This is a genomic window from Agarilytica rhodophyticola (assembly GCF_002157225.2).
Lineage (GTDB): Bacteria > Pseudomonadota > Gammaproteobacteria > Pseudomonadales > Cellvibrionaceae > Agarilytica > Agarilytica rhodophyticola.
Window position 1 is genome coordinate 4,426,904 of sequence record NZ_CP020038.1, and the last position, 18,515, is coordinate 4,445,418.

Consider the following 18,515-nt stretch of genomic DNA (forward strand, 5'->3'; position numbering starts at 1 on the left):
ATGTAACTAGCTCTTATGCCTGTTGCCACTCCAAGATAGCCATGTCATCAATTTTTCGTAAGGGGTAATAAATAGCTTCATTTTCTTGAAAAGGCTTGTTACTTATCGCATTATACGCACAAATCATCGACCACCTCGGTTGTGAAGATTTATTTTTATTAGATTTGTGTAAAAGATTACAATGAAAAAATAATGTATCACCTGGAGATAATTCTACATTAACAAGTTCATGATGTTTTATTGCTTCATTGACAAAAGATACATGAGCGCCCTTTTGATCACCAGTTTTACTATGGTCAAGCCTACCCAAATGATGTGACCCCTTTAATACTTGTAGGCAGCCATTTTCGATGGTCGCTTCATTGATGGCTATCATACAGCTAACAGCTTTGGGATATAGCATAAAATTATCTCGATGCCAATAACCAAAATCCTGATGCCATTCCCAAGCGCCGCCAACCAGAGGCTCTTTCATCATAATTTTAGTGCTAGTATGATAAACCGGTTCGCCAATAATATCCTCACACGAATCAATAAGTCGTCGGCCGCGAGAAAACATACTATAAAAGTCATCGCCAGTTTTTTGCCAAATACAAACTTTACTTACAGTTCCAGAGGCGTCCTTCTTGTGCCACGCATTTTCATATAATCTTTCATCCTCAAAAGCGATAGACTGCAAACGCTTTATTTCTTCATTAGAGTAGTAGCTACGCGCTATAACATACCCATTACGGTTAAAGTCATAAATTTGCTCTTTGTTAAGCTTAATGTTTTTCATATTTACACTCTTAGTTATTAAACTAAATTTATATATTTTTTTAGTAAACTGTTAACAGTTTAAATATTGACAATAGTATATTTCACAGCTTTTTAGTGAATCACTTAACAAAAAATATTAATCTACAATCATTATTTTTATCTTCATCAAATAGCGTTTACTAAGATAATGGGGTCGAAAAAAATGTCGCCAAAAATAACAAGAGTGCAGTTAATAAGCCATGAAATTCTGGCATGTATTCAATAATACAACCATTAATTGTAAATTTTATTTACATTAAAACTTAAGCAATAATATGAACATTCAGTATTTGAAAAACCTAATCAAGATATTATTGATGCACACCAATATTGTATACAATTTACTATTAACAATATTTCATATTCTGTTATAGTGCGCAACACCTTGTAAAAAAATAGAAATTTGATGAAGGAAATCAAGGTAAAAACTCTAATTCTCACCTTCATGTTAGCTTGTCGTGAAGATAAAAAATAATAATAACAGATGGAGGGTTCGACTATGTCGGCTACCACGGTTTATTTTCGGTTGACTGCTCTTGCAACAGCAGTTTTAACATTAAGTGGTAATACCTATTCTCAACAAAAAAACGCAGATCTAGAAATTGAAGAGGTGGTGGTAACCGGTATCCGTGCAGCGATTGAGCGATCAATAGAGGATAAAAAGAAGGCTCAAAATATTATTGATACTATTAATGCGGAAGATATTGGTAAAACCACAGACCAAAATATTGCCGAAGCTTTGTCTAGAGTAACAGGTGTATCCTTACAAACACGAGATGGCGAAGGAACTACTATAACCGTGCGGGGAGCCGGCTCGAATCAAAACAACATCAGCCTTAATGGTGTCACCTTAACTTCGACAGACTTTAATCAATCTGTTGATTTAAGTGCGTTCTCTGCTGACATATTGTCTAAGCTTGAAGTAGTTAAAACACCCAGTGCCGATCACGATGAAGGCGCTCTGGGAGCAAATATCAACTTAGTGACTACACGACCACTGGAAACCAGTAAAAATATTCGTGCCATCACCTTGCAAGGAAGAAGGAATAACTTCGCTGAACAAAATGATCACAAACTATCGTTATCTTTTTCACAAAAACTCTTGGATGATTCTCTAGGATTTATTCTAACTGCATTTGACGAAACCAATACCTATCGCAAAGATCAATTTCTAGTAGATGATTACGTGGCGTCGCACGTAGGTCAGAGCGCAGTCAGAATAGCACGCGATCAAAATGATAATATTATCTCGGATGTTAACGGCATCGTTGCCACGGGGATGTCATATCAACTACATCAAAATGAAAGTGATAGAAAGGGCTTCACTTTTGGTATTCAATGGCAGCCAGATGATAGTACCGATATCTTTTTAGATGTAAGTAAAAGTAAACAGAGTCTCGTACAAAATTGGCATGCAGTTAAAACCCGTCGTCCGAATGACCCTAATTTTGTTGAGGGGCGCAACACAGTGACGACTCAACCCGCAGCACCTTATACCGACCCACAAGAAGATTGGTACACTATTGATACACGCACTAGAACATTTACAAAATATTTAAATCGAAGTGGTTTTGGAGATCTACTGCGTTCAGAAGGTGGTAGCGATGTAGATAATGATATTGCATCACTAAAACTTAGCCACGATATCAGCGATGCATTTACCATTGAATTCGGCGTCGCTTACTCACGTAGTAAGTCAGAATCAAAACCCAACGGATTTCTGACAATGCAGAACGGTAATACCGTTAATGGTCATGTTTTGTATAATGCCGGCCCCGTTGGCACCCCTGGAGGCATCGAGCCAATCGGTTATGACTGTAGCAGCGGCTCGTGTAACTTGGAATTCGGTGAGGGGTTTGCGAACCTTGGAGAAAACATTCTTAATTATACAGACGAAAATGGTGTGCCTCGAGTGGCGTGGTGGGATAATTCAGCGACAACAGGCTTTAACCCTCAGGATATAGAAGCACAACATATTGGTTTTCTCTCCGAAACAGACCAAAGTGTTGATGATAAAAATACCAGTTTCAATATTGATTTAGACTGGCATATCGATACTTTTGGTATTACGACATTAGAGTTTGGCACTAAAGTTTCAATGCGGGACAAAGCCGTGGATAACCAGATCTTCGACTTTGGAAATGTGACCCGCTCGACAATAGTACGTGACGACAAGGGAAACCCCGTCGGCCGGCCGGGAGAAGGGCTAATTGATATTCGCGCGCCTCTACTTCTTTCTGGAGAAACATTTCCATACGATGATTTCATGCACACCTTAGGTTATGGTCGAGATAATGCCACCATCGGGTGGGATTTAGTTTCAGCACGCAGGGCTTTAAATTTAGTATTAGATAACGAAAACACGATTCGCAACACTGATGCGACAGAAACACGAAGTAGTGAATTAACTTCAAATGCGGGATATATAAAAGCAAATTTTTCATTTTTTGACGAACGATTAACAGGTGATTTAGGTATCAGATATGTTGAAACAGAAGTGGAAGCTTTTGGTTCCTCCGGTGTTAATTTCTTCTCTCATACAGCTTTTGATTTAGAGCGGGAATTTGACTTAGTTACATTATCGCAACTACGCAACCAAGATTTACCTCCCTGCCCTACCGTCATACCTGCAAATGGGATAATGCCTGCTGACTATGAAAACAAATACCAGCGTGTAGATGGTTTAGGCTGGGATACCTCAAGTGGTGCTGATCCTTCTGGCTGGACACCCATTGCTGATGTTGGCCCCTGCCATGAACAAGAGCTGGTGCGCTTAGAAGCTTATTATGATGCGTTAGCGGCCGATCCGAACTTTTCAGGGGTAAGGCCTGATGTCAACTGGGTCACAATGTGGCGCCATGCCGATATTTCCACAACACATGTATATGGATGGGGTAATAACTTTGGGCTCGACTGGGAAGTAGATGCTAATGGCAACAATATTTATACAGATAGAAATCGTGTAGATCGAACTCTATCCTCAACGCCAGCATATGATAAACATCGATACAGCAATGTCTTACCGAGCTTAAATGTAAATTATACATTTAATAATAAACTAATCGGACGGTTAGCATTATCGAAAACAATGGCTCGCCCTGAATTAGATTTACTGCGTCCAGGGTTTAGAGTGGCCGAAACTGCATGGCGGCCACGTTCAACTAATACTGTTACGCTATTTGATACTGATCTTGAACCACTGGAATCCAATAACTTTGATATAGCACTGGAGTGGTATTTTAATGAATCATCTATACTATCAGCGGCTTTTTTCCACAAAGATATGAAAAATTTCTCTACCATAGAATCAACGCGCGGCTACATACGAGACATCAGAAATATCTGGAACGGTGAAAACTTCACATCTGATGATTTGGTACTTGTTGCAAACGATGATACAGAAAACAACTACGGTTTGAACGGTTGTATGCCCAATCGAACAGTTGCCGACTTTGCCTTCGACTCAGACCCAGAAAACTGGAGCAATGACTATAGAGTCTTATGTGGTATCTACAATATCAATGCGGTACGCAATGGTGCAGGAGCAACAATTTCCGGCATCGAATTGCAATACAGTCAAACCTATGATTTCTTGCCAGGCTACTTTTTAAGTGGGTTGGGAACTAGTCTTAATTATACCTATCAAGACAGCGAATATGAGTTGGAAACATCTTCCATAGACGCGTCGCAGGAAATAGCTCCTCTACCCGTCGCTGACACCCCAGAACATACATATAACGCTACTGCTTTTTGGCAACAAGGTGGGCATCAAATACGGCTATCTTTTCGCGGCACAAGTGATAGCTTAGTTGGAATTGATGGCAATACTGGACTAAGTGGTAGAACATGGAATCAAGGTACCCTTTGGAATGAAGGACGCGACACGCTTGATCTTTCAGCTACCTATCAGCTAAATGATATAGCTAGCATTACTTTTCAAGCAATTAATCTTACAGACTCCGAGTCACGAACTTATTTTACTAGTCGCACACTTAGCGTCATACCAACATTTGATGATACCGGTCAGCTAACGGGATACCAACCGTGGAATGAAGGCGACCCTCTTGATGGAGGAGCAACCAAATCACGAACAGTAAGTCGGTTTAAGACAGGCATAATCTACCGTCTAGGAATACGACTAGATTTTTAATCACGTCATATAAATTTGCCTTAGTATAATAGACAACACTATAGAGACTTATATGAAACGCGTTATCATTTTCGGTGAAAGTATGATAGAACTAAGCGCGATAGACTCGCAAACCTATAGAAAATCATTTGCCGGTGACGCTCATAGCACTGCGATCTATCTTAAGCGTTCTGGACGAGAATACATAGACTGCTTATTGCTTTCAGCTATTGGCAACGACCATCATAGTGCGATGCTCAAGAGTGTTTTAAAAGAAGAAAACATTACTATCGATCTACTAATTGAGCATCCCAATAAAACCCTAGGCTTATATGATATTACCAATGATGACAATGGTGAACGTTATTTCTCCTATTGGCGAGATAACTCAGCTGCACGAGATACCATTGAGCTACTCATGGAAAATACTAATTTACAGAAGAATTTACACTGCGATTACTTTTTCTTTTCAGGTATTTCACTTGCAATTTTAAATAAGAGTTCAAGGTTATCTTTGTGGAAAATAATAAAGCAACTAAAAAAGCAAGGTACAACAATAATTTTTGATCCGAATTATCGTCAAAGATTATGGGGATCGCCGTTACAAGCAAAAGACTGTATTACTACGGCAATAAACTTAAGCGACATTATTCTCCCTGGCATGGATGATCTAAAGGATTTATTTAGTCTTAGTAATTTTGATGCAGTGAAAAAGTTTATCGGTATATTTGAGTACAATAAAATATGGGTTGTGAAAAATGGAGCCAATAGTATTTTTTTTCATAGTGAAGAAGTATCTTTTATGTACCCGATCAATCCGATCAAAGCAGTTGTAGACAGTACAGCTGCCGGAGATTCATTCAACGGTAGCTTTATATCAGCGATCATACGTAATAAAGATATTACAGAAGCAATGAAATATGCTACTAACATTGCAAGAAGGGTGATACAACATAGAGGCGCAATACTGCCAAAAGAAGATTATCACTACACTATCAATTAGACTCTGTTAGTCATGAAAAAACAATAAAAATATATAATAAAGAAGAAGTTTAGCAATGCAAAAAAATAAGTTGAGCAAGGCATCTTTAAGGGCTATCGAACGTGGTTATGATAATACCAATGCTGATTGGCTGTTCGAGTTTGAAATTGAGACACTGGGCGGAGACTTCTGCTATCAAGAAAACTTAATCAGGCGAGATCCTTCGTCGGTCATAAAAATAGACAGGCTATACCACTGTTGGTATACACGAGGTGAAGGAGAAACCATAGGTTTTGGTAGTGGTGATCCTGAAGATAAGGTATTTCCTTGGGATAAAACAGAAGTATGGCATGCGACATCAAGTGACGGGTATATATGGAAGGAATGCGGGCCTGCAATAAAGGCCGGAGAGAACGGGGAATACGATGATAGAGCCGTATTCACACCTGAAATACTAGTCTATAAAGGTACGTATTATTTAGTCTATCAAACCGTTAAAGCACCGTACCTCAATCGTACTAAAGAATATATTGCTATGGCTAAGAGCCAATCGCCATATGGCCCATGGCAAAAATCTAAAACACCAATATTAAGCCCTACTGATAATGGGATTTGGTATGGCGAGCAAGATAATCGTTTTATTGTAAAACAATGTGGTGACTTCGACAGCCATAAAGTGCACGACCCTTGCCTTATGTACTACAAAAATAAGTTTTACCTTTATTATAAGGGGGAAATGATGGGTGAAAATATGAACTTCGGCGGCCGACAAATAAAACACGGCGTCGCAATTGCCGACAATATCGAAGGGCCATATATCAAGTCTGAGTTTAATCCCATTTCCAATAGTGGTCATGAGGTTGTGATATGGCATTATAACGGTGGAATTGCCTCCTTACTCACTACCGACGGCCCAGAAAAGAACACATGCCAGTGGGCTGCAGACGGCGTAAATTTTGACATTATGTCTCATATCAAGACTCCTCCAGAAGCCATAGGTATATTTCGCGACGAAAATGCTCAAATATCTAATGATCCTCTTAGCGGGATAAGTTGGGGGTTATGTCATAAATATGATAGTTCATGGAACTGGAATTATATTTGTCGTTTCAAAACTAAACGACAAATTCTCGACTCGGGAACTTATCAAAATATTAGCTAACAACAATATTCTAAAGGAATCATCATGGGTAAAGCGGTTATATCCTGCTCTATATTATCTGTTTTTTGTATATTAACCTCATGTCAACATAGTGACATGACATATAGAAATGTTTTCCCAGAGCCACTTTATAGTTTTGAAAAAAACAATAATGAACAAGGGATATCATTTATAAACGCCCAAGGAAAAACAACAGATAGATATGCCACACACGGAAAACAAGCGCTAAACATACAATATTCTTCACAACAACATTCATATGCAAGCGTTAATTTCCAACCAAAAAAACCATGGGACTGGAGCCAATATAAAAATTTCAGTATCGCTTTTGATATTGGCAACCAAGGTAAATTTTCCAGCCACCTTTACCTTGATATAGAAGATATAGACGGCAATATATACACTCGTAGCGTTAATGTCGCTGTAGGATCTGAGCATACGTATTATGCGAAAATGCATGGGCATGATTTGAGCAATGATAAAAATGATTTAAACTTAAGTTCTGGTCTACGCTCCAACCCTCCTACCTGGCAAAGCAAGGATATTACATTTATTTCAATGTGGGGTAAAAAAAATCTCAACATTGAAGGTATTACTCGCATAAGCTTAAGTGTTCAGAGTAACCTTCATGATAAAGAGATAGTTATCGATAATATTAGATTAATTGAAAATCCCACACAAGATAAACACTACCTTACTAATATTGTCGATCAATTTGGACAAAATGCTAAGATAGATTTCGATGGTAAAATTCACTCAAAGAAAGAGCTTTTACAATACCGCGATCGAGAACTCGCATTGCTCAGAGAAAAAACACTATTTACCGAACGTTCAAAATTTAGTGGCTGGAAAAACGGGCCGAAGCTAAAAGCTAGCGGATATTTTCGTACTGAGAAAATTAATGGGAAGTGGAGCTTAGTAGATCCAGAAGGCTATTTATACTTTGCAACAGGTATTGACATAATTCGTCTTTCAAACTCATCGACCATGACAGGTTACGATTTCGATAATTCATTAATCCAACAGCGTAGTGATGACGATATTACTCCAGAGGACTCCACGGGTTTGAACAGGGTTTCAGAGAAAGTTCTGTCCACAAGGAAAAATATTGCTTCGATTCGTACAAACATGTTCGAGTGGCTACCTGCATACAATAGTCCTCTTGGGAATCATTTCGGCTATCGCCGTTCGGCACATTCTGGACCATTAAAACAAGGAGAAACTTTTAGCTTTTATAGTGCTAACTTAGAGCGTAAATATGGTGAAACATCCCCGCAGTCATATTTAAAAGACTGGAAAAGAGTGACCATTGATAGAATGTTACACTGGGGATTCACATCCTTAGGTAATTGGACAGATCCTATGTATTACCACGAGAATAAAATTCCTTATTTTGCTAATGGTTGGATTATTGGCGATTTTAAAACGGTTTCAAGTGGTAATGATTTTTGGAGCCCTATGCCCGATGTATTTGATCCTGCATTCAAAAAACGAGCAATTGCGACAGCAAAAAAAGTTGCTGAAGAAGTGAAAGGTAATCCTTGGTGCGTTGGAGTATTTATCGATAACGAAAAAAGTTTTGGTAGGCCGGAAACAAACGAGAGTAGATATGGTATTGTTCTGCATACACTTAGACGTGATGGAAAAACGGTGCCTACAAAATCAGAATTCACGCGTCTTATGAAAAAAAAATACAGCACTATTAGCGCGATTAATAGTGCCTGGAAAAAGTCTTTCAAAAACTGGCAAGAGTTTGATAAAGGCATTGATTCATCAATTAATACAAAACCTCAACTGACCGATTACTCCTTACTCCTTAAAGCATATGCTGAGCAATATTTTAAAATCGTGAATGAAGCGATAAAGTCATATATGCCAAATCATTTATATTTTGGTGCTCGTTTTCCCGATTGGGGAATGCCAATGGAAGTTATTGAAGCATCGGCTAAACATGTAGATGTGATAAGCTACAATTCATATAAAGAAGGTTTGCCTCAATACAAATGGGATTTTTTAAAGAAGATAGATAAACCTAGTATAATTGGAGAATTTCATATCGGAGCCGCCGACAGCGGCTTATATCATCCAGGCTTGATACATGCGGCGGATCAAAAAGATAGAGCTCGTATGTATACGGATTATATGTACTCAGTAATAGACAACCCATATTTTGTCGGGGCTCATTGGTTTCAATATATAGATTCACCAATTACCGGACGTGCTTACGATGGTGAGAACTATAATGTAGGCTTTGTCTCCGTAGCCGATATCCCCTACACAGAAATGGTCAATGCGGCAAAATCTCTCCATAGTAACATGTATAAACGGCGATTTTCAGAACTTCCTGAATTGTTATCAAGTAAAAAAAACAATTAAATTATCACACCAATAGTTAGGTCATTGCTTTGTAGAAAGTAATGACCTAACAATCTATATATAGGTTCAACTAACGAAATTTAAAACGTTGATTGTCTCCACCATGACAAGACCACTGATAAATATTAGCGCCATTTCTTTCTGATACCCCTGCGACATCTAAACATTTATTACTGTGACGAGCAATTATTCGAAACCAGCCATTATTACTGTTATCAAGTTTAAATTGTTGATCTCTTGCACCGACACAATCCCACTGGACTACATTAGCCCCATTAGTGTTAGAACCTCCGGCTACCCCTAAACACTTATTGTTTTTGGTACGGATTTCATAAAACCCATCATTTTTCGACACTATAGTAAAATTTTGATTAGCGTTTTTCTCGACACAAGACCATTGATGAATATTCGTGCCTCTTGCAGGCGAACCAGAGTCCAAATCAAGACATTTGTTGCTATGTCGTATTTCTAAAGATGTTACACCAATAGGAGGCTTAACTTCTGTATTCGAGCTATCACGATCATGATATTCGTAAGCCCCTATATCTGGGTTAATACGACGATCGCCATCAAAATCTTTAGCAGGAGCATTTTGTGAGGTGCCCGCATTGATTGCAGGAGAATCAGGTCTAAGCCTAAAATTTCCAGCTGCAGCATTAACAAAGCGTGGATTAACGTTACTAAGATTATGAGAGGCAACATAAGCACCATGCTCAAAACGCAAATCAGTTCCGTTATTATAGGCAATGTTATTACGGAATATCATACGATGAGAGTCGGGAAAATTTAATAAAATTCCAAAACGAGGATTACCAAACATTGTGTTGTTGACAACTTCAATATCGTAAACATCGCCAGGGCCACCTGGGTGATCATAAATCATAATACCATCTTCAGTGTTATTATAAAGTAGATTATTATAGACTCGAATGTCGTGTATATCACCCTCACCTTCAGTCATAATAGCAATACCCTGGCCTTCATTCTCCCAAGAACGATTATTAAATATTTCTATATTTTTGAGAAATGGTTTGGGATACCCAGGTAAAATCCCAGCTGCATCAAGATAAATTCCACGGCGCGTTAAATGGTGTACACGATTATTTTTAATAACACCATTTTTAGCGCCTAGTTTAACATCAATACCTTCGCCTCCATTTATAGGATTACCGCCATTAAATACCTCATTACCTGATATTTCAAAGTTAACCACACCATTAGAGAGTGTAATACATTCATTATAACCACCATTATTAGCCTTCTCTATTTTGTTATTTAATATCTTAACATTACGAATATTTTCATATTTGCCAGGGTCTTTTCTCCAACCTACGCCCCATACGCCTATGCCCGATCCATATGTATCAAAGGTATGGTTATTCGAGAGTGTAATATGAGATGCAGGGCCTTCAACATAAAAACCCTCTGCACGGGTTTTTTGGACTTTGATTCCCGATACACGAATAAAACTTTTTTTAATAATTCTAAAAGTTCCACCTTCTAGTACCACACGCTTTTCGTCACCTGGTTTTGCATCAAAACTAATCCATGCGTTAGAACGACCACTATGTTTAATAGAAACATCTCCTCTATATGTCCCTCTGGAAATATACACTTGGTCACCTGCTTTTACTGACGATGCCGCCTTTTGAATAGTTTTCCAGGGAGAATTGACGGCTCCTGAATTATTATCATTACCATTTTTTGATACATAATAATTTTTGGCAGTAGCTGCGCAACTTATAGATATAAGCAACAAGACATAATACATCTTTCTTAACATATTTGTTAACTCCAGAAATTTAAAGATGGATAAATCGGTTATTGTGTGATAGGAATAAAAATTCAGATAAAGCAATATTTTAGTGATCAAATCACAATCGTTAAATAATGATTTAAAGAGCTAGCATGAACGTAAAAGTAGATAAAATCGTGAAGAGGATTCACAGTAAATAAATTAGTTTATTTTTGTATAATTCCGCCTGAATAACAAAGCGCTTTTAAGAAATGCATTAAGCAACCATAAGGTTCGCGATATAGATTCACTATAGTAGCTGGAAGTTCTATATTTAGAGATGACAAATTAAAAGTTTATCCGAAATAAAAAATAGTAGTTAACAAGTATTTAGCATCAGCGTAATGAAGCATAACGTAAGTATAAAAGTAAATTTTTGGGGCAAAAAAGATACGGGAGTTTTGATAAAAACACTCCCGCATAGAAAAGTATGCCAATGATCAGCTTATTAACATCTAATTTTACTATTGAGATTCAAAAACGATAGAATCTCCATTCCATTGCCAGGGAGAAGAGCCAAAACTCTGCACCCTTAGCGTATATCGGCCAGGAGCTGGTACCGTAATATTACCAATACTAAACTTTTGAAAGTCTGTCCAACCTTGCGTACTAGTCAGCTCGGAAGATCCAACTTCCGTATTGTTTAGCATCAAACGTACACCTAAATCTCCAGTCATAGGTGAGGCAGCAAAAATATCAGCACGATAAGTTCCGGTATTACTAAAGTTTACACTGTATTCAGCCCAGTCACCGCTGGTATTAAAATCTACATAGGTACCATTAATTCTAAAACCCGTCACTGTATCGCCAAATACAGGAGCACCTTGTTTATTAGTGTCAGTAAAAGATTCCATTTCTACTACCACCGTATCCACTGGAGATGGTGTCGGTGTCGGTGTAGGGAGAATTGTCGGAATAGGTGTCGGGGCCGGAGTAGAGCTTCCCTGAATACGTATATTAATACTATCAGTGAGAGCACCATCAACTGTCGTAGCTGTGATAGTGACATTACCTTCGTTATTTCCCGTTACTAAACCGTTAGCATCGACACTAGCAATACTTGGATTAGATGAGGTCCAATTAACTTGTTTATTAGATGCGTTAATAGGAGAAAAGCTTGATACCAAAGCGATAGAGTTATCAATACCTATATCTTGAGTTCCCGACTTGCTAATAGCAAAACTAGAAACGCTAATGCAGGATACACAATCCGCTTCTACACTACGAGAAATTTGGGTATCCATATCCCATACTTGCAAACTAATGGCAGCAGCCTCGCCTGCGGCGAGCGTTGCAAACTCTATAGTGTTATTGCTAGAGTCACTCAAGTACTCGATAGGAACGGGAATTTCCATAGTCCCCATAAGCTTATTATACACTTGATCTTCACCACGCCAATCTGCATCAAACTCTACATCATTACCGTTAACTTTTAGAAACACGCGGCTATCTGAAGAATCGGTATAGAACTGATTGTTGAGGAAGAAAGCTCCTGTAATTCGTAATTGGGCTTCACCTTGGGCAGGTTTATGAACTCCATTTATCTGAGTCATCAGAACTGCTGGTGTAGAGACACGGTAAGGTTCCTGGTTAGTCAAAGGCTCTGCATGATATTTCGTTTCTTTACTTTCAAAGGGCAGCGATACTGCATCAGCATATTCAATATCAAGAATTATCGTAGCGTCCCCACCTACTGTAACATTCTCGGGTAATGAATTTAAGTAAGCATCCGCAAGCACAGGTTTACCCATGCCATTATTTGGATTATTGTCAACATCAATTTGTTCGTCTAAGTACAAATGACGCATACGTATACTTTTAATGGAGTTATTATTGACACCCGCAAATGACAAATCAACATTAGTAGATTCGGTATGTAAGCTATTTACAATAACGTACATATGATGCTCACCATTATCACTATTAACGTAGGCGTCAACTTGCACATCGCGATCAGTCGAATAAGTATCAATACGTGTACCCTCTACATCCTGCCACAATTCATACCATTTAATCGCCGGGTTAAAGTTCCAAGTACAATTGATATATGCTGTTGCTGTTTCATCACAGGTTGAATAATCACGGTCTAATAATGACTGAGCATATGGCGCTTCTTTACCTTCATCCCCCCATTGGCCTTTTACTACAATAAAAGGTAGTGAAGAAACAATATAATCAGGTCGCTCTAGGAACTGCATTAGCATTTGCGAAAAAGGCTTTAATTTTTCCCAACGCATTCTAGATCGATCAAGTTCGGTTCCTTGGGTTAAATATTTTCCTGAAACGGCACCATATTCAGATACTATAACTTCTTTTCTTTGTCCTAGTATTTTTCCATCATACCACTCTAGCATATCTATCATACCTTCACTGTGGAGCCCAGATCTTATCCGCGCTCCATCAGTTTGCCATTTCGGCCAATCATAAATATGAATGGAATAAAAATCCATATTAGCACCAGCAACATCCAAAAATCGTTTCCAAATTACATCCCACTGATACCAAGGTGTCGAGGTTGTCATCCCCATCGTCTCTGATTCAGCGAAAATACCATCACGTATTACATTTTTTAACGCGACACTACCAGCATCATTACCATAAAATGCATTTAACAATGTGTCATTAGCGAGGCGCGGCGCGCCAAAAGCAGTAGAGTCACCCAAATGAAAATCATGCAAGCCCCATGTCATTCCACCTATCTTGGGAGCTTTATCACCAAGTTTTTCACGGATAACGTCAGCAACCACATTGTGATAACGAAATAGTTCTTCCCAAGTAGACAGGTGTCCTTCTGGTCCTGTTGTATTCATTTGCATATCGGGTTCGTTAACTACCTCCCAATATTTTGGCATTGGGATAGTTTGCGGATCACCTTCATTTCTTAAATGAAATTCTTCTAGATATTTTGCGTACCATTCCCCAGCCTGCTCAAACGTGCGTGGTCGCCAGGGATCATCGCTACCTAAAGCTCCGCCAAACCACGAATAAGAACTCCAGTTGGGAAAAGCAGGTCGAGGTTGAGAACTCATTATCATCGATTCAGTTCGATTATAATAAGGTATCGCATCCTTAAATTTATCCGTTAGTAGAAAATGATATTCATCAGCCAATTCTTCTACATGGTTTAAATCGGCATGATCAGGGTGTCCCCATGGAAAAGGATCTCCTTGACCTGGTGGTGTAGAACGACTTCGATCACCTTTTGTTTGTCCAAAATAATACATCGGCGTACCGGTATCACGACCAAAATGAACGCCTAAGCTCATCAAATAATCTAATTTATCTTTTTCACCAATCCACTCATTTTCAATTGGACTTGCATGAATGGTAATACGACGCTCTCTTCCAAAGTTGGAAACACCATTTACAGAGTGTTTTACATTAGCATTAATATCGACTTTAACTGTTTGTGAGAAAGCAACATTAGATAGCCCACTCGCAATAATTGCAGACACAAAGCCAATAGCAACTGCTAAAGGACGCTTGTTTAACATTTATCATTCCTCTGTTTTATAAGATATAAATTGAAAAAAATTAATAAACGACAATAAAGAAAATTTATGCGCTAAAAAATCAACATCACAAAATAATAAAACTTAAAATATTGCCTATTAGTAGAAAATCAAAAAATTGTCAGACATTTAATTAAACTAAAAAACCAAATTGTTAAATGTAGACAATAATAAATTCCATTATTTAATCTGAAAAATCAATCGCGATTATTTGAAAATGCTTCACAGCTCACCTTTCAATAAAAACATACTTCAAACCATTGAAAAATAAATTGTTAATTGTATACAATCTGCTTTTCACCAGGAAAACTTTGGAATGTGGCGCAAAGGAAATTTGATATAGCGTTAAGAAATATCAATCTTTAATCATAGATATCTGTTTATACCTTTCTAAAACTATAAGTAGGTAAAGAAATGAAAATATATCGCTTGATAATTACCAGCATAATGGCACTTAGTTTTTCTAATATGTCATACTCAGAAGACTGGGATGGGATACCAGTACCCGTAGATTTAGATAATGGAGAATCATGGGAGCTTCAAACTATCTCGGAGAGTTTCAATTACACAGCAGGCCCTACGGACAAGCCTGAAGAATTTACCAAGAAATGGGTAGACTCATTTATTAACCCATGGTTAGGACCCGGCTTATCAGAGTTCAATTCGGGCCATTCTTTTGTCACTGGTGGAGCACTAGGAATAGCAGCCAACAGAAAAGAAGGCACCGATAAAGTTTACACCGGTGTTATCTCTTCAAAAGAAACATTTACCTACCCCCTATATATCGAGGCAATGGCAAAGGTTAGTAATTTAGTATTAGCTTCGAATGTATGGATGCTAAGTGCTGACTCCACGGAAGAAATCGACATAATGGAAGCATATGGAAGTGATCGTCCGGGTCAAGAATGGTTTGCGCACCGCATGCACTTAAGCCACCATGTTTTTATTCGTGATCCTTTTCAGGATTATCAACCGACAGATGAAGGAAGTTGGTATTTCATGGAAACGCCCTGGCGCTATGACTTTCACCGTATAGGTGTGTATTGGAGAGATCCATGGCACCTTGAATATTATATTGATGGTGAATTAGTTCGTACTGTCTCCGGAGAAGCAATTATTGATCCTGAAGGCTACACAAATGGTACGGGACTAAGTAAGCCAATGCATATTATTATTAATACAGAAGATCAAGACTGGCGCTCAGACGCAGGTATTACTCCTACCGATGAAGAACTGGCAGATGATGATAAAAGTATTGTTTGGATAGATTGGTTGCGTGTTTACAAACCCTCAAATGATGGTAGTAGTCCCACACCACCAGATGGAAAAATATCACTTGAAGTTCGTAGTAGTAAGAAATGTGTGGATTTAAAAGAAGGCTCATCTTTAAATGGAGCCAATATACAACAATGGGCATGCGGAGAAAATAATAACAATCAGGATTTTGAATTCGTTTCTAAAGCCGACGATTGGTATGAAATAAAAACTAAACACAACAAATGTGTTGGCGTTAAAGATGCTTCTAATGCTAACGGAGCTAACATTCAACAATGGGAATGCTTTGAAGGTGGAAATTTACAATTTAAACCCATAAAGAAACAAGGTGATTGGTTTGAGTTACGTGCAAGACACAGTGATAAGTGTCTTGATATAGAAGCAAGCTCATCAACCAATGGTACCAATATACAGCAGTGGCAATGTACGGGAGGAAACAACCAATTATTTAGATTTAAATAGTATGTAGGTCTGTAAACTTCGCCGGCTTTTCCTATTGGCCGGCTTTTTTATTACTCAAATAGCGCGCCTATGTGATCTATCCATAGTGAAGCCTGTTAAAGAAGCACAAGGTTTTAGCAATATTAGTATGCCAATAACTCCAATTATGTCCCCCATTGTTCTTCTCAAAAATATGGGAAATACCTTCATCAGTTAATTTTTTTGACAGATTAATATTGCTTTGAATTAAGCGGTCGGATAGGCCGCAGTCAAAACGTATCGGGGGTAAACACTCAGAGTTAGATAACAACCAGTGAATAATTGACGTTTCCATATGGTCTTGACCAATATAAACATTTATAGAGTAGTCTAAGAAATGTGCTAGATCATCTAGATTTGTTACCGCCGAGTGAGCGGATATGCCATGGATAAGATCTACGTATTTAGCACCTAAACGTAATGCACCATATCCCCCCATAGAAAGTCCACACAAGTAAATTTTTGATTTATTACTCACGTTACAGACATTCTCTATTACTGAGGCTCTAACATCTTCAATAATCCACGCTTCATAGTTTTTGACGCCTTCAGAGGTCGCAATCGGCAAATAGGCTGATCCCGCTTTATAACCACCATCTGAAGGCATAACCAAAATAAAATCACCTAAACCCTGGTGACGTAAACGCTCGTAGACATGGTGAACACCGCCAAGATGCATCCACACCCATTGACTGCCATAAACACCATGGAGAAGAAAGATTATGGGTACATCACTACCCTCAGCTAGGACATTATAAATGCATACATCACTGCGGCCATCAAGAAAAGATGAATGAAGAGTATAATACATTGTATTATTAGGAGAGAACTCTGGATTAGATGCTTCGACTCTAATAACTGCCATTTTTTTGGTTTCCTATTTCTATTCACTGGCTTCATTAAAAACGACAACAGCTTTCGCTACTTTGCCTTCTAGCATATCGGAAAACCCTTGATTTAATTCATCTAAGGTGTAGGTTTTTGTAACGAGTTCATCTAGTTTGAGTCTACCTTGTTGGTATAAAGATAGTATTTTTCTAAAATCAACTTCAGGTTTACATTGGCCATATAGCGGATTAATGTAATACTTATCCCATTCGAACAAGGAACAATCAAAATTAATTGTTTGTTCAATACCACTTACCTGAACAGCTATACCTGCGTTACGAATTAAAGCCAAAGGTACTGCCCCTAGTGTTGGCACGGCAGTGCATTCAAAAGCATAATCAGCCCCGATATTATTAGTAATCTGTTTAACTTGTGATATCGCCTGAATTAAGCCTGCATCTTTTTTATCTGCTAGGATGGTATGAGTAGCACCAAAAAGCTTTGCCTGCTCTAGGCGTTGCCCTTTTAAATCAATTGCTATAATTGTTGCAGCACCAGAAATTTTAGCGGCTTGAATAACATTTAAGCCAACACCGCCGCATCCCACTACACAGATACTTGATCCTGCTTTTACATTAGCGGCATTCACAACCGAACCGTAGCCGGTCATCACACCACAACCTATAATCGATGCACTAGTATAAGGGATATCAATCGAAGACTTAACCACAGCAGCTTCTTTAACAACAGTAAATTCACATAAAGTACCTAGATGAAAAGAACGCTCAATAGGCTTTCCGTTTAACATAGATGCACCAGGATGGGCATGTCCATTTTTACTGGAACTTATCACTGCATTATTATTGTGACAAATGTGCAAGTTTCCATGCTGACATTGAAAACAATTACCGCAAGGAATCGCCCAATTCAGTATCACGTTGTCACCAGGCTTTACTTTAGTTACCTCTGGCCCGATATTTCTAACGATACCTGCGCCCTCATGTCCAATGATAAAAGGGTTGCGCCATGTGCGAATAGAGTCCCAGTCTGTATGACAAATACCAGAAGCTCTTAACTCAACTAAAATTTCATCCCCTATGGGATCACCTACTTCAATATTTTCAACACAAAAGGCACCCTTACCATCCGCAACTGCGGCTCTTGAAATAACCATACTT

10 protein-coding genes are annotated in these 18,515 nt (G+C 38.4%); 5 read left to right on the plus strand and 5 right to left on the minus strand.

Going from position 1 to position 18,515, the window contains the following annotated elements; all coding sequences use genetic code 11:
* Nucleotides 1–13: 13 nt before the first annotated feature.
* Complete coding sequence (locus BVC89_RS18525) at nucleotides 14–778, minus strand: phytanoyl-CoA dioxygenase family protein (RefSeq protein WP_086932623.1); 765 nt, start codon at nucleotides 776–778, stop codon at nucleotides 14–16.
* A 519-nt stretch (nucleotides 779–1,297) separates the two neighbouring features.
* Here BVC89_RS18525 and BVC89_RS18530 point away from each other — a divergent pair.
* The 4 genes from BVC89_RS18530 (at nucleotide 1,298) to BVC89_RS18545 (ending at nucleotide 9,447) form a co-directional block, all read left to right on the plus strand.
* Nucleotides 1,298–4,948, plus strand: coding sequence for a TonB-dependent receptor (locus BVC89_RS18530; protein ID WP_086932624.1), 3,651 nt, complete (start codon nucleotides 1,298–1,300; stop codon nucleotides 4,946–4,948).
* 52 nt (nucleotides 4,949–5,000) lie between these two features.
* Nucleotides 5,001–5,930 (plus strand): sugar kinase, encoded by a 930-nt coding sequence (locus BVC89_RS18535; RefSeq protein ID WP_086932625.1) that lies wholly within the window; start codon nucleotides 5,001–5,003, stop codon nucleotides 5,928–5,930.
* A 55-nt stretch (nucleotides 5,931–5,985) separates the two neighbouring features.
* Nucleotides 5,986–7,071, plus strand: a complete 1,086-nt coding sequence (locus tag BVC89_RS18540; RefSeq protein WP_086932626.1) for a glycoside hydrolase family 117 protein — start codon at nucleotides 5,986–5,988, stop codon at nucleotides 7,069–7,071.
* Nucleotides 7,072–7,167: 96 nt separating this feature from the next.
* Complete coding sequence (locus tag BVC89_RS18545; RefSeq protein ID WP_086934671.1) at nucleotides 7,168–9,447, plus strand: beta-galactosidase; 2,280 nt, start codon at nucleotides 7,168–7,170, stop codon at nucleotides 9,445–9,447.
* Between the two features lie 70 nt (nucleotides 9,448–9,517).
* On the opposite strand, the gene BVC89_RS18550 is transcribed toward BVC89_RS18545, so the two are convergent.
* Both BVC89_RS18550 and BVC89_RS18555 read right to left on the minus strand, forming a co-directional pair.
* Nucleotides 9,518–11,230 carry an RICIN domain-containing protein gene (locus tag BVC89_RS18550; RefSeq protein WP_086932627.1) on the minus strand — a complete coding sequence of 571 codons (1,713 nt, stop codon included), beginning with the start codon at nucleotides 11,228–11,230 and terminating at the stop codon, nucleotides 9,518–9,520.
* A gap of 476 nt (nucleotides 11,231–11,706) precedes the next feature.
* Nucleotides 11,707–14,736: an Ig-like domain-containing protein gene (locus tag BVC89_RS18555; RefSeq protein ID WP_086932628.1), complete on the minus strand. Its 3,030-nt coding sequence runs from the start codon at nucleotides 14,734–14,736 to the stop codon at nucleotides 11,707–11,709.
* 432 nt (nucleotides 14,737–15,168) lie between these two features.
* Here BVC89_RS18555 and BVC89_RS18560 point away from each other — a divergent pair, with 432 nt between their 5' ends.
* A complete protein-coding gene (locus BVC89_RS18560; protein ID WP_086932629.1) occupies nucleotides 15,169–16,491 on the plus strand; it encodes an RICIN domain-containing protein in 1,323 nt (440 codons plus the stop codon).
* Between the two features lie 76 nt (nucleotides 16,492–16,567).
* Here the strand turns inward: BVC89_RS18560 and BVC89_RS18565 are convergent, their stop codons facing one another.
* Both BVC89_RS18565 and BVC89_RS18570 read right to left on the minus strand, forming a co-directional pair.
* Nucleotides 16,568–17,374 carry an alpha/beta hydrolase gene (locus tag BVC89_RS18565; protein WP_086932630.1) on the minus strand — a complete coding sequence of 269 codons (807 nt, stop codon included), beginning with the start codon at nucleotides 17,372–17,374 and terminating at the stop codon, nucleotides 16,568–16,570.
* A gap of 18 nt (nucleotides 17,375–17,392) precedes the next feature.
* A complete protein-coding gene (locus tag BVC89_RS18570) occupies nucleotides 17,393–18,511 on the minus strand; it encodes a Zn-dependent alcohol dehydrogenase (RefSeq protein ID WP_086932631.1) in 1,119 nt (372 codons plus the stop codon).
* Between the last annotated feature and the right edge of the window lie 4 nt (nucleotides 18,512–18,515).

Bases quoted from the DNA above. Each gene is read 5' to 3' on its own strand.
- BVC89_RS18530 (WP_086932624.1), top strand. From the start codon at position 1,298: ATGTCGGCTACCACGGTTTATTTTCGGTTGACTGCTCTTGCAACAGCA.
- BVC89_RS18560 (WP_086932629.1), top strand. From the start codon at position 15,169: ATGAAAATATATCGCTTGATAATTACCAGCATAATGGCACTTAGTTTT.
- BVC89_RS18525 (WP_086932623.1), bottom strand. From the start codon at position 778: ATGAAAAACATTAAGCTTAACAAAGAGCAAATTTATGACTTTAACCGT.
- BVC89_RS18555 (WP_086932628.1), bottom strand. From the start codon at position 14,736: ATGTTAAACAAGCGTCCTTTAGCAGTTGCTATTGGCTTTGTGTCTGCA.
- BVC89_RS18535 (WP_086932625.1), top strand. From the start codon at position 5,001: ATGAAACGCGTTATCATTTTCGGTGAAAGTATGATAGAACTAAGCGCG.
- BVC89_RS18570 (WP_086932631.1), bottom strand. From the start codon at position 18,511: ATGGTTATTTCAAGAGCCGCAGTTGCGGATGGTAAGGGTGCCTTTTGT.
- BVC89_RS18545 (WP_086934671.1), top strand. From the start codon at position 7,168: ATGACATATAGAAATGTTTTCCCAGAGCCACTTTATAGTTTTGAAAAA.
- BVC89_RS18540 (WP_086932626.1), top strand. From the start codon at position 5,986: ATGCAAAAAAATAAGTTGAGCAAGGCATCTTTAAGGGCTATCGAACGT.
- BVC89_RS18550 (WP_086932627.1), bottom strand. From the start codon at position 11,230: ATGTTAAGAAAGATGTATTATGTCTTGTTGCTTATATCTATAAGTTGC.
- BVC89_RS18565 (WP_086932630.1), bottom strand. From the start codon at position 17,374: ATGGCAGTTATTAGAGTCGAAGCATCTAATCCAGAGTTCTCTCCTAAT.